The 13,656-nt window shown below is 69.0% G+C and carries 9 protein-coding genes; 8 read left to right on the top strand and 1 reads right to left on the bottom strand.

Annotation, left to right across the window (positions count from 1 at the left end):
• Positions 1-109 precede the first annotated feature (109 nt).
• Positions 110-5,194 carry an ATP-binding sensor histidine kinase gene (locus DIE17_RS34290; RefSeq protein WP_124921733.1) on the top strand — a complete coding sequence of 1,695 codons (5,085 nt, stop codon included), beginning with the start codon at positions 110-112 and terminating at the stop codon, positions 5,192-5,194.
• 40 nt (positions 5,195-5,234) lie between these two features.
• Here DIE17_RS34290 and DIE17_RS34285 read toward each other — a convergent pair whose 3' ends face one another.
• Positions 5,235-6,506 carry an NAD(P)/FAD-dependent oxidoreductase gene (locus DIE17_RS34285; protein WP_124921732.1) on the bottom strand — a complete coding sequence of 424 codons (1,272 nt, stop codon included), beginning with the start codon at positions 6,504-6,506 and terminating at the stop codon, positions 5,235-5,237.
• Positions 6,507-6,712: 206 nt separating this feature from the next.
• On the opposite strand from DIE17_RS34285, the gene DIE17_RS34280 reads away from it, so the two are divergent.
• The 7 genes from DIE17_RS34280 (at position 6,713) to DIE17_RS34250 (ending at position 13,373) form a co-directional block, all read left to right on the top strand.
• Complete coding sequence (locus tag DIE17_RS34280) at positions 6,713-6,985, top strand: ubiquitin carboxyl-terminal hydrolase 14 (protein WP_124921731.1); 273 nt, start codon at positions 6,713-6,715, stop codon at positions 6,983-6,985.
• Between the two features lie 134 nt (positions 6,986-7,119).
• Complete coding sequence (locus tag DIE17_RS34275; protein WP_124488019.1) at positions 7,120-7,602, top strand: VOC family protein; 483 nt, start codon at positions 7,120-7,122, stop codon at positions 7,600-7,602.
• 1 nt (position 7,603) lies between these two features.
• On the top strand, positions 7,604-8,830 hold the full coding sequence (locus DIE17_RS34270) for an FAD binding domain-containing protein (protein ID WP_124921730.1): 1,227 nt from the start codon (positions 7,604-7,606) through the stop codon (positions 8,828-8,830).
• A gap of 94 nt (positions 8,831-8,924) precedes the next feature.
• Positions 8,925-9,284, top strand: a complete 360-nt coding sequence (locus tag DIE17_RS34265) for a DUF485 domain-containing protein (RefSeq protein WP_124646364.1) — start codon at positions 8,925-8,927, stop codon at positions 9,282-9,284.
• Entirely contained in the window at positions 9,281-10,927 is a 1,647-nt protein-coding gene (gene actP / locus DIE17_RS34260; protein ID WP_124921729.1) for a cation/acetate symporter ActP, read from the top strand. The genes DIE17_RS34265 and actP overlap by 4 nt, the downstream gene beginning before the upstream one ends.
• 29 nt (positions 10,928-10,956) lie before the next feature.
• Entirely contained in the window at positions 10,957-12,102 is a 1,146-nt protein-coding gene (locus tag DIE17_RS34255; RefSeq protein ID WP_124921728.1) for an amidohydrolase family protein, read from the top strand.
• Between the two features lie 146 nt (positions 12,103-12,248).
• Positions 12,249-13,373 (top strand): FAD-dependent monooxygenase, encoded by a 1,125-nt coding sequence (locus DIE17_RS34250; RefSeq protein ID WP_124921727.1) that lies wholly within the window; start codon positions 12,249-12,251, stop codon positions 13,371-13,373.
• The last annotated feature ends 283 nt before the right edge of the window (positions 13,374-13,656 follow it).

Raw genomic sequence — 13,656 nt, 5'->3', positions numbered from 1 at the left:
CGCGACCGAGCCCGGCCGATCCCGCATCGCGAGCCGCTTCCACCTCCTCCACCCAGCCCGCCGCCCCACCGTGAATCAGCCCTTGCGTAACCCGGACGACACGAACCGAATGGATGCCGAATGGCTCGCGCGTGCCCGCCTGTCGAACGTGGTGCGCTCGGGCGACGTCCTGACCTTCGACCTGACCGACCGCGCGACGGGGCGCGTGTGGCCGGCGTGCCAGACCGGCTGGGAATTCGACCAGCGCTGCCGGCAGTTCGAGCAGGAACATGCGTTGAACGGGATCCTGGACCCGGCCTGGGCGCTCTTGCCGGTGGCGCTGATCCGCGCGGCCGACGGCCCGGTGCTCGTTCATCCGCGCCTGGACGTGCGTGCGTTCGACACGCTGACCGACGTCCGGCTGCCGCTCGACGCCTTTCTCGAAACGGCGATCGGCGCCGCCCGCACGCTCGGGGAACTGCATCGGCGCGGCTGGCTGCACGGCGATCTCCAGCCGGCCAGTTTCGTCATCGCAGCGGACGGCACCGTCATGCTCCGCTCGTTCGCCCATGCCCGGGAGCGCGCGACGAAACAGGCGGCGGACCGCACGATGCGCACGGATTTCGCCGCGTACGCCGCGCCGGAAGTCTCGGCAGGCGCGTGCGTCGACGAGCGCGCCGACCTGTACGCGTTCGGCATCACGCTGTTCCGCCTGCTGACGGGCGCGATGCCTTACAAGGCCGCGTCGACGTCCGACTGGGTCCACGCGCACGTCGCGATCAAACCGTCGCCGCCCACGGCGTTTCGCGGCGACGTGCCCGCCATCCTGAACGATCTGATCCTGAAGCTGATCGCCAAGGAACCCGCCGATCGCTACCCGTCCTGTGAAGCGGTGCAGCACGATCTCGAACGGATCCTGCACGACTGGCTCGCCGCGGGGCGCGTCGAGCCCTTCGCGCTCGGCGGCTGCGATCCGTTCGCCGGTCTGCACACGCTCGACCTGCCGGTCGGCCGAGACGTGGAAATTCATCTGCTCGAGGGGATCCTGGAGAGCGTCACGCGCACCGGCGAGTCGGCCCTCGTGCTGGTCGGCGGACCGGCCGGCGTCGGCAAGACCGCGCTCGCCGAACACTTCGTGCGTCATGCGCGCGCCGCGTCGCGCACCGCCTGGTTCGCGTCGGCCACGGTCGACCGGTTCCAGCCCGCGCGGCCGTATGCGCCCGTGCTGCAGGCGCTGCGCACGCTGTTCGGCAGTGCGCTGGCGAGGCGCGACGACGAAATCGCGGCGATCGCCGCGCGGCTGCGCGACTGCGTGGGTCGGCAGGCCAGTCTTCTTGCGGCGATCTTCCCGGAAACCGGGTGGCTGCTCGACGTCGAGCCCGTCGCGTTCGACCCTACCGATGCGATTCCCGAATTCCATCTGTGCCAGATCGTCGTGAATGCATTCCGCGCGTTCGCGGCGCCGGGCGAGCCGCTCGTCATGACACTGGACGACATCCAGTGGGCCGACGAAGCGACGCTCGCGTTCCTCGCATCGATCGCGCTCGATCCGCCGGCCCATGTCTGCATCGTCGCCAGCTATCGGAGCGGGCCGCCGCATGACGACGCGCCGGCGTTCCGGCACCTGCGCGAGCAGCTCGATCGCGCCCGCGTCGCGTCGCTGACGCTGGCACCGCTCGATACGCCCGACGTCACGCGGATGCTCGCCGGCATGCTCGGCGAGGCGCCGGCCCGCTTGTCCGGGCTCGGCGACATCGTTCATCGCAGGACGGGCGGCAATCCGTTCTACATCCAGCAGCTGCTGCGCACGCTGATCGACGAGCAGCTGCTCGGCTACGATCCGGTGCGGCAAGCGTGGCAATGGAATGCGGACGACATCGAGGCGCGCCACGAGACCGAGAACGTCGTGAGCCTGCTCGCGGTCCGGATGCAGCGCTTGCCGCACGAAACGAGAACGCTGCTGGCGCTGATGGCCTGTATCGGCATCGACATCGACGAAGCGCTGTTGCGCGCGGCCGCCGACAAAACGCTGGCCGAACTCCGCTTCTGGCTGGACCCGGCGCGCCGGATGGGTCTCGTGTCGCTCTCCGGCGACCGCTGGCGCTTCGCTCACGACCGCATCCTCGAGGCCGTCTACGCACTCACGGGGCGCCCGGAGCGCGCGCTGCGCCACGCCCGGATCGCCGCCGCGATGCTCGCGCGCGCGAACCCGCCGTCACCCGACTCCTTGCTGGCGCTCGCCGCCCAGATCGAACTGGCGCAAGGCGTGCCGCTCGACGACACGCTCGCGCTCGCATACGCGGGTGCGCTCGCCGACGCCGCGGAGGCCGCGGCCACGGCCGCCGCGCGCGATCGTGCGTTGTCGTTTCTTGCGTCGGCGCAATCGCTGCTCGGCCCGCATGCCTGGTCGCAACACTACGGCCTCGCCAGCCGGATCGGCATCCTGCGCAGCGGCCTGCTGCTCGCGACCGGCGAAACCGCACAGGCGTCCGACGCGATCGACACGCTCATGGCACGTACGCGCACGCCCGCCGACCGCGCCGAGGCGCATCGGCTGAAGGCCGCGCAGCTCACGGTGGAGGCGCACTACCGGCAAGCGATCGACGTCGCGCTGGCCGGGCTGGCGCTGCTCGGCGTCGAACTGCCCGCCGAGCCGGTCGAGGCCGATCTCGCGGCGGCCTGCGATGCGGTGCGCGCGGCGCTCGACGGCCGCGCCATCGCCGACCTGGTCGACCTGCCCGTGATGACCGACACGCGCGTGGAAGCCACGATGGCACTGCTGACCGCGCTCGAAGCCGCGATGTTCTATCCGAGCGGCGGGTTGATGCTGCTGCATTTCGCGACGATGGTGCGGCTGACGCTGCGCCACGGCGTCACCGCCGCGTCGGTGCAGGGGCTCGCGTGGTACGGCGTGAGCATCGCGGAGCACCACGGCGCGTATGAAGACGGCTTCGAATTCGCCAGGGTCGCGCTCGCGCTGGTCGATCGCCACGGCTTCGAGCGCTATCGCTCCGCCACGCTGATCGCGCTCGACCAGGTGAGCGTCTGGACCCAGCCGCTGTCCTATGCACTCGAACGCGCACGCGATGCGAAAGCCGCGGGCAATGCGAGCGCCGAGCTGCGATGGATGTGCTACAGCTGCAATCACATCGTCAGCGATCTGTTGTCGATGGGCGAGGCGCTGCCCGCGATCCGCGCCGAAATCGACCCGCTGCTGGAGATCGCGCGTGGCGCGCACTACGACGACATCACCGACCTCGTCTCCACACAATCCGAATTCATCGATGCGCTGCAGTTCGGCCAGGACCGGCTGATCGGCAGCTGGCGTGCCCGTGCGTCATCGCGGACCCCGATGTCGGTCCTGGCGTTCTGGACCGACGTGCTCGCCGGCCAGGCGGCCTTCATCTTCGGCGACGCCGCGACGGCGCGCGCATCGCTCGATGCGGCTACGTCGAGTGCATGGTCGACGCCCGCGCACATCATGCTTGCCGATTTCCACCTGTTCAGCGTGCTGGCCGGGATCGCATGCGACGACGGCGCAACGCCGCCCGAACGCATGCTCGAACGCTTCGCGCCCCAGCGCGCCCGCTTCGCGGTGTGGAGCGAGCGAAATCCCGGAACGTTTCTCAACAAGCTCGCGCTGATCGATGCCGAGTTCGCGTGCGTGCGCGGCGAGCACGTGGTCGCGATGCAGCAGTACGAAACATCGGCCAGCCTCGCGGCGGAACACGGCTTCGTGCACGAACAGGCGCTCGCGCACGAGCGGGCCGCGCAGCATGCCGCGTCGCTCGGGCTCGGCGGCCAGGCCCGTCATCAGTTGCGGCTCGCCCATGCGTGCTACCGGCGCTGGGGCGCGACCGGCAAGACGCGGGCGATGGAAGCGCAGCATCCGTTCCTCGTGATGGATCCGTCGCCGGGCGGCCCGGCCGCGCCCGCGCGCGAAGATCTCGATTTCGCGCTCGCGATGCGCGCCGCCCATTCGTTATCCGAAGAAATCGTGCTCGGGCGCCTGATCCAGACGCTGATGCGCAACATGCTCGTGTATGCCGGCGCGCGCCATGGCCTGCTGCTGCTCACCCGGCACGACCGGCTGACCATCGAGGCGGTGGCGCGCATCGCGGGCAGCGACGTGATCGTCGATATCGCCCGCAGCGAACCCACCGAACAGGATGTGCCGCTGTCGATCCTGAACACCGTCGCGCGCACGCGAAAGCCGATCGTGCTCGCGAATGCGCAGCGCGACGGCGTGCCCGATCACGTCGACAGCCTGCGCGCGCACCCGACGCGCTCGCTGTTCTGCCTGCCGCTGTTGAAACAGGGCGCGCTGGTCGGCGTGCTTTATCTCGAGAATGCACTGAGCAACGGCGTGTTCTCGCCGCGGCGCATCGCGATGCTGGAAGTGCTCGCGCCGCAGGCCGCCAACGCGCTCGAATCCGCGCGGCTCTACGCGGAACTGATCGACGAGAACGCGCGCCGGGTCGAGACCGAGGCCGCGCTGCGGCACGCGCGCACCGAGCTCGCGCGCACCGCGCACATGACGGTGATGGGCGAACTCGCCGCATCGATCGCGCACGAGATCAATCAGCCGCTGACGAGCATCGTGTCGAGCGCCGGCGCGGGCATGCGCTGGTTGCGCGGCCCGCAACCCGATCTCGGCGAGGCGCTCGCGAGCCTGGACGACATCCGTGCATCCGGCGTGCGCGCGGCCGACATCGTCCGCGCGTTGCGATCGCTCGCGCGCCAAACGCCGCCCGCGCTGGCGCCGGTCGCGATCGACGACCTGATTCGCGACATGCTGCGTCTCACCGAGACGGAAATCGACGCGAAGCAGGTGGTGCTGCGCACCGAACTGCACTGCGACGGCATCTGCGCGATGGCCGACCGCACCCAGATCCAGCAGGTGATCCTCAACCTCGTCACCAATGCACTCGACGCAATGGACGGACTCGTCACGCAGCGCGAATTCGAAATCGCGTCGCAGGTCAGCGACGGCCATGCGGTGGTCCGCATCGCCGATCGCGGCGCCGGCATCGCTGCGGACATCGCCAACCGGATCTTCGATCCGTTCTTCACGACGAAATCGCACGGCATGGGAATGGGACTCGCGATCTGCCGCTCGATCATCGAGGCGCATGGCGGCACGCTCGAAGCGGCGCCGCGCGACGGGCACGGTACCGTGATGACGTTCCGGCTGCCGGTGTCGACGCGCGGCTGATACCGGCGGCCAACGCATCGCGGCGCCAGCGCCGCACGGCTCAGGCTGCGCCCTGCCGCTGCGCATCCTCGCTCAGGAAGCGGTGGACGAAGGTCACGGCCATCGCCCCTTCGCCGACCGCCGACGCCACCCGCTTGACCGAGCCCGACCGGACGTCGCCCGCCGCGAACGAACCCGGCACGCTCGTTTCGAGATAGTAGGGCCGGCGCTCGAGCGGCCACACGCGCCCGAATGCAGGACAGTCGTAGAGGTCGCTGCCCGTGACCAGGTAGCCGCTCTCGTTGCGAATGATGTTCGTGTCCCTCGCCCATTCGGTGTTCGGCGCACCACCGATGCAGACGAACAGGTGCGTGGCCGGCAGCACTTCCCGCGCGCCGTCTTCCGTGCGCAGCACGATCACCTCGAGCCGGCCGTCGCCCTGCAACGCGTCGACGGTCGTGCCGTAGCGGACGGTCACGTTCGGCATGCGCTCGATCCGGTCGATCAGGTAGCGCGACAGCGTTGCCGCGAGCGATGCGCCGCGCACGACCATCGTGACTTCACGCGCGTGCCGTGCGAAGTTCATCACCGCCTGCCCGGCCGAATTTCCGCCGCCGACGATGAACACGTGCTTGCCCTCGCACATCGGCGCCTCGCTCGATCCCGCGCCATAGAACAGGCCCGCGTTGAGAAAGCGCTGTTCGTCCGGCAGACCGAGGCTGCGGTATTCGATGCCGGTCGCGCAGATATTTGCGCGCGCGGTCAGAATCGAGCCGTCGGCCAGGTCGACGCGAATCTTGCCGTCGACGAACGTCGCATGCACGCCCTCGCGCATCATCAGCAGCTCGACGCCGAACTTGACCGCCTGCTGGCGCGCACGCTCGGCCAGCTCGGCGCCCGGTATGCCGTCCGGGAATCCCATGTAGTTCTCGATCAGCGAACTCGTCCCCGCCTGTCCACCGACCGCATCGCGCTCGATCACGACGGCCCGCAACCCTTCCGATGCCGCGTAGACGGCAGCCGACAGGCCCGCCGGGCCGGCACCGTAGATCGACAGGTCATACTCGATGAAGCGCGGCCGCGCGACCCAGCCGAGCTTGGCGGCGATCTCCGGCAGCGTCGGCTGGTACATGCACGTTCCGTCCGGAAAGACGACGACCGGCAACCGGACATCGCGCAGCGGCGCGATGCCCAGCTCGCGCACGCAGTCGGTGTCGGACGTCAGTTCGCACCACGCGTACTCGACCACGCCGCGCTTCAGGAAATCGCGAATTGCGTAGGCTTCCCTGCTGTTCGGCAAACCGATTACCCTGACATGCTGAGACTGCGTCATGAAGCCCTCCCGGCGACCGCACCGCGACATTGCACCCCGGCCGCACTTGCGACTGTACGTCGTCGTCGCCATCGCGCCGCGACGTTTAATAAGAATTAAGGTCCGCTCGCGCCACGACCGTCCACAATGAATCCTGTCCGCCTCCGCTTGCAGCTTCGTGCCGGCCGCGCTGCGAGCGCTCTGCGGCGCCGGCATCGGAGCGAAAGATGGCCACCACCTGCAGTCACCTCGGCGAAGCGCGCGTCCTGCACACCGACAAGGACTACTGCGAGGAATGCGTGAAGTCCGGCAGCCGGTGGGTGCATCTGCGCCTGTGCCTGAGCTGCGGGCAAGTCGGTTGTTGCGACTCGTCGCCGAATCGCCACGCGAGCCGGCATTTCCACGAAACCGGCCATCCGCTCGCCCGTTCGATCGAGCCGGGCGAGCGCTGGGTATGGTGCTACGCGGACGAAGTCATGGCCGGCGAAATCGCGTCGTAGCGCATCGCGCGCCGGCATCCGGCACCCATTTCCACTGCGGGTAAACACCGCTCGATCGCGGCTTTGTCCTGCCGATCTTTTCCACTAGAATTTATCGAACGATAACTTATCGACTGATAAACACGAGGTGTCCCATGCCTGTATCCAGACTTGCGCACTACTCGATCCGCACGCTCGATCTCGAGAAATCGTGCCGGTTCTATGAACGCGTGCTCGGCTTCAAACGCGGCTATCGTCCGCCGTTCGACTTTCCCGGCGCATGGCTCTACAAGGGCGGCGACGAAGCCGATTACGGCACCGTGCACATCATCGGCGTCGATCCGTCCAATCCGGACGGCCTTGCCGCCTATCTCGGCGACAAGCCGCTGCCGGCCGCCGGCACCGGCACCGTCGACCACATCGCGTTCCTCGCGACCGGCGTCGAGGCGACGTGGCGCACGCTGCGCGCCGAGAACATCCCGTGGCGCGACCGCACGGTGCCCAGCCTCGGCCTGCACCAGGTCTTCATCGAGGATCCGTCCGGCGTGACGATCGAACTCAACTTCCCTGCCGCTGAGGTTGAGGGCCTCGCGCTTCCCGACGCGGCCGCATCGGCCGGCGCATCCACCGGAGACTGACATGAACAACATCACTGCAAGCAAACGCAAGGCCGCCATCGTCGGCGGTTCGCTGGGCGGGCTGTTCGCAGCCAACCTCCTGCTGCGCAACGGCTGGGACGTCGACGTGTACGAACGCGTGCCCGAGGCGCTGTCGGGCCGTGGTGCCGGCATCGTCACGCATCCGGAACTGTTCGACGTGATGCTCGCCGCGGGCGTGCGCATCGACGCGTCGATCGGCGTCAAGGTCGAGTCGCGCATCACGCTGTCGCAGGACGGAGCCGTGGAATCGGAACGGCGCTTGCCACAGACGCTCACCGCGTGGAGCAAGATGTACCACGTGCTGCGTGCGGCGCTGCCCGATCAGCACTATCACGCGGGCGCCGTCGTGACCGACGTCGCGGACGGGCCGGAGCACGCGTCTATCACGCTGTCCGATGGCTCGGTCGTGCATGCCGATCTCGTCATTGCCGCCGACGGGTTCCGCTCCGCGATTCGCGAGCGGCTGCTGCCGGACGCGCAGTTGCAATACGCGGGCTATGTCGCATGGCGCGGGCTGGTCGACGAAGCCGCGCTGTCGGAAGCGACCCACGCGAGCCTGTTCGACAAGTTCGCGTTCGGCTTGCCGCCGCACGAACAGATCCTCGGCTACCCGGTCGCCGGCCAGGGCAACAGCACGCAACCCGGCGAGCGCCGCTACAACTTCGTCTGGTATCGCGCGACGCGCGAAGACACCGACCTGCCGAACCTGCTGACCGACGAGACCGGCAAGCTGTGGGCCGGCGGCATTCCGCCGACGCTGATCCGGCGCGACGTCCTCGCAGATCTCGAGGACGCGGCCCACGCGCTGCTCGCGCCGCAGTTCGCGGAAGTCGTCGCACGCGCGACGCAGCCGCTGTTCCAGCCGATCTACGACCTCGAAGTGCCGCGCATGGCGTTCGGCCGGATCGCGCTGCTCGGCGATGCCGCGTTCGTCGCGCGGCCGCATTGCGGAATGGGCGTCACGAAGGCGGCCGGCGATGCGCTCGCGCTCGTCGCGTCGCTCGCCACGCGCGCCGACACGCTCGACGCGCTGTGCGAATACAGCGAGACGCGCACCGCCTTCGGCGTCGCGATCGTGCAGCACGCGCGCCATCTCGGCGCGTACATGCAGGCACAAGTGAAGAACGACACCGAGCGCGCAATGGCCGAGCGCTATCGCACGCCGGAAGTCGTGATGCGGGAAACCGCGGTGCCGCCGCATTTCTGAGCCGCATTTCCGAGCCGGGCACGGGCGGGCGCCGCGCACGAGACGCGCGACGCCCGACGCCCGGCCGCGACATTCGATCCATCGAGGAGACACCGTGAACCACCCGCTTCCGGCCACCGCCGGCACCGCGCCCGCGCATGACTCGCCGGCGCAGGCCGCCCATCCGCTGCTGCGCGACGCCCGTTTTCGCGCGCTCGTCAGGCGCAGAAGGCTGCTCGCCTGGTCGCTGACGCTCGTCATGCTCACCCTCTATTTCGCGTTCATCCTGACGCTCGCGTTTTCGCCGGCGCTGCTCGGCCAGCCGATCGTGCCGGGCCGGCCGACGCCGTGGGGCATCCCGGTCGGCTTCGGCATGTTCGTCGTCACGTTCGCGCTCGTCGCGCTGTACGTATTCCAGGCCAATTCGGTCCACGACGCGCTCGTCGCGTCCCTTCGTCACGGAGACACGCCATGAAACGCCTGCTTCTCGCCGCGATCGCCGCCGCCGGCACGGCACCGGCGTTCGCGGCCGGCCCCGCGGCGATCGCACACGGGCACAACCCGGTCGCGATCGGCATGTTCCTGCTGTTCGTCGCGTCGACGCTCGTCATCACGCGCTGGGCCGCGCGCAAGAATCACAGCGTGGCCGACCATTACGCGGCCGGCGGCCGGATCACCGCGTTCCAGAACGGCTGGGCGATCGCCGGCGACTACATGTCCGCGGCATCCCTGCTCGGCATTTCCGCGCTGGTGTTCACGAGCGGCTACGACGGCCTGATCTATTCGGTCGGCTTTCTCGCGAGCTGGCCGATCATCCTGTTCCTGATCGCCGAGCCGCTGCGCAACCTCGGCAAGTACACGCTCGCCGACGTCGTGTCCTATCGCCTGCGGCAACGGCCGATCCGCGCGTTCGCGGCGTCGAGCTCGATCGTCATCGTGCTGCTGTATCTCGTGTCGCAGATGGTCGGCGCGGGCAAGCTGGTCGAGCTGCTGTTCGGTCTCGACTACACGGTCGCGGTGCTCGTCGTCGGCGTGCTGATGGTCGTCTACGTATTCTTCGGCGGGATGCTCGCGACCACCTGGATCCAGATCATCAAGGCCGTGCTGCTGCTCGCCGGCGCGGCGTTCATGGCGTTCATGGTGCTCGGCCGTTTCGGCTTCAGCCTCGACGCACTGTTCGCGCAGGCAGTCAGCGTGCATCCGAAGCATGCGGCGATCCTGCGTCCGGGCGGCCTGGTCTCCGATCCGGTCTCCGCCGTGTCGCTCGGCCTCGCGCTGATCTTCGGCACGGCGGGCCTTCCGCACATCCTGATGCGCTTCTTCACGGTCGGCGACGTCAAGGCTGCCCGCAAGAGCATCCTCCATGCGACCGGCATCGTCGGCGTCGGCTACGTGCTGATCGTGATCATCGGCTTCGGCACCATCGCGCTCGTCGCGCCGGACCCGCATTACCACGACGCGTCCGGCGCCGTGACGGGCGGCGCGAACATGGTGGCGATCCACCTCGCGCACGCGGTCGGCGGCAACGTGTTCCTCGGCTTCATCTGCGCGGTCGCGTTCTCGACCATCCTCGCCGTGGTCGCCGGACTCACGCTCGCGGGATCGTCGGCGATCTCGCACGATCTCTACGCGAACGTGCTGCGCCGCGGACGCGCATCCGACCAGGAGGAAATGCGCGTGGCGCGCGCGACGACCGTGGTGCTCGGCGTGCTCGCGATCCTGCTCGGCATCGCGTTCGAGAAGCAGAACATCGCGTTCATCGTCAGCCTCACGTTCTCGATCGCGGCGAGCTCGAACTTTCCGGTGCTGCTGCTCTCGATCTACTGGCGCGGGCTCACGACGCGCGGCGCGGTGCTCGGCGGCCTGCTCGGGCTCGCCACCGCCGTCACGCTCACGGTGCTGAGCCCGACCGTGTGGGTGACGGTGCTCGGTCATGCGCATGCGGTCTATCCGTACGAATACCCGGCACTGTTCTCGATGGCGGCGGCGTTCGCCGGCGTCGTCCTGTTCTCCGTCACCGATCGCTCGGCCCGCGCGCGACACGAGCGTGCGCAGTTCGACACCCAGCTCGTCGCGTGCGAAATGGGCACCACAACGGGCACCACACAACGCGGCTGAGCCGCACGATTCGAAGAGCCGACATCCTCATGAGACATCCCACGTTGACCTGCACCTGCTGCCCGCCGCCGGCCCGGCGACGCCTGCTCGGCACGTTCGCCGCGCTCGCCGGCACGGCCTTGGCCGGCCGTTCGGCACCGGCTGCCGCAACCGCGAGCACGCCGGCCGCATCGGCCACCGCGCCGCTGCAGCGGCCGCGCGCGATCGACATCCACGCGCACTACTATCCGGAAAGCTTCTGCAATCTGGTCGGCGGCGAAGGCAAGCGCTTCGGCGGGTCGTTCACGTGCGACGACGCGTCGTTCACGTTCCGCACGCCCGCCGGCGGCCTCGGCCCGCTGCCGATGAAGTTCATCGACGTCGATGCCCGGCTCACGGACATGGATGCGTCCGGCGTCGACGTCCAGGCGCTGTCGCTCAGCGTGCCGATGGCGTACTGGGCCGACCGGCCGTTCAATGCGAAGCTCGCGCGCGACTGGAACTCGGCCGCGTCGCGCGTCTACGAGCGGCATCCGACGCGCTTCGTCGTACTCGCGACGCTGCCGATGCTGAACGCGACCGACGCGATCGACGAACTCGAGCGCGCCGCGCAGCTGCCGGGCGTGCGCGGCGTGTACATGGGCACCAACATCGACAATCGCGATCTCGACGACCCGCTGTTCGCACCCGTCTTCGCGCGCATCGCGCAACTGAACCTGCCGGTGTTCCTGCATCCGCAGCAAACGGTCGGCGGCGCACGGCTCGGTGACTTCTATCTGAGCAACCTGCTCGGCAATCCGTTCGACACGGCGATCGCGGCCGCGCACCTGATCCTCGGTGGCGTGCTCGATCGCCATCCGGACCTGCACTTTACGCTGCCGCATGCCGGCGGCGCGTTGCCGATCGTCGCGGGGCGCCTCGACGCGGGCTGGACCGTGCGCCCCGAAACGCGCCGGCTCGCGCAGAAGCCCAGCAGCTATCTGCGGCGCTTCAGCTACGACACGGTGTCCCACTCCGGGCCGGTGCTGGACTTCCTGATCGCGAACGTCGGCATCGACCGGCTCGTACTCGGCAGCGACTACTGCTTCGACATGGGTTACGAACAACCGGTCCGCTTTCTCGACCGGCTCGACCTGAGCGCGGCCCAGCGCGCGCTGATACTCGGCGGCAATGCGGGAAAGCTGCTGCGGATCTAGCGCGATCGGGCCGCCATGTCGCGCTCGCGCGACGACGCTTGCACGATCGGCGCAGCCCGCCGGTCGACATGCCATCATCCGGCGAGCCGTCGGCACGCCGCGCAGCCGGACCGCCATGCCGCTTTTCCAACAAGGAACCACGCAGAATGAAGATAGTCATTGCCGGCGGGTCGATCGCCGGTCTCGCGACCGCGCTGACGCTCGATTGCATCGGTCACGACGTGACGGTCTACGAGCGCTCGCCGTCCCCGCTGCGCGGCCAGGGCGGCGGCGTGGCCGTGCTGCGCCGGATGATGGCGTTTCTCGAACAGCATGGCCGTCATTGCCGGCAGATGATCAGCGTGCCGACGCGTCGGCGTCGCTGGATCGAGCGCGACGGCAGCGTCACGCGGGACGAACCCGAAATGCTGCCGTTCTCGTCGTGGGACGCCGTCTACCGGTCGCTGTGCGACACGCTGCCGCGCGGACGCATCCGCTATGGCCGCGCGGTCAGCGGCTTCGAGCAGGATGCCGGCGGGGTCGACGTGCACCTGGGCGACGAACGCATCCGCGCGGACGTGCTGATCGCCGCCGACGGCGCGGGCTCGAGCCTGCGCACGCGCCTGTTTCCCGGCCATGCGCCGTCGTTTGCCGGCTACCTCGCGTGGCGCGGCATCGTCGACGAAGCCGGCTTCGAGCCCGCCGCGATCGCGCCGCTGATCGAGAACATGACGCGTCACAAGGCGCCGGGCGAACTGTTCATGGCGTTCCTGATTCCGGCGCTCGACGGCTCGCTCGTGCCGGGCACGCGCCGCTTCAACTGGCTGTGGTATCGCAACGAAGCCGATCGCGCCGCGCTGCGCCGCCACCTGACCGACCGGAACGGCAACGTCCATCATGCGTCCGTGCACCCCGGCATGCTTGCCGACGAGACCGTTGCGTCGCTGCGGCAACTGGCGCAAGAGCGCTTGCCGGCATCGCTGTCGCAGCTGGTGCTCGCGACACGCGCGCCATTCAACCAGGCGATCTTCGACGTGCTGAGCCCCGCCTTCGCCGACGGTCGCGTCGCACTGGTCGGCGATGCGGCCTGCACCGTGCGCCCGCACACGGCATCCGGCACATCGAAGGCGGCGGGCGATGCCGTGTCGCTCGCGCAAGCGCTGCCGGCCGACGCGTCCGATGTCGTCGAGCGGCTCGCGCAATGGTCGGCGCGGCGGCGCGAGGAAGTGACCGCGTTGCTCGAGAAAGGGCCGCAACTCGCCGCATCGTTCGGCCTCGGCTCGCCGCGCTGAGGTCATTGCATGATGTTCCGTGTTCCCTTTCTGATTCGTTATCCTGACGTTGTGGCATCGGCGGCCGCGTTCTTCGACGGAACCCGCCCGGTTGATGCCGCACGGCGCGGCCATTGCTGCGCCGGCCTGTTTTGCCACGCGCATCATTCGACCCGCGCACGGCTGCAAGAAAGTGGTCGCCGCCGGCAGGGACGAAGGTGGGCGACTTCACGTTCGTGCTGCTCGCGCCGGCGCTGGCGCCGCTCGCGCGCAAGTCACGGCCGGCGTGTGCGCGTGCGCCGCC

The organism is Burkholderia sp. Bp9099 (genome assembly GCF_003857805.1).
Taxonomy (GTDB): domain Bacteria; phylum Pseudomonadota; class Gammaproteobacteria; order Burkholderiales; family Burkholderiaceae; genus Burkholderia.
Note: the sequence above shows the minus strand (reverse complement) of the source record. Positions and strands in the feature narration are given on the sequence as shown.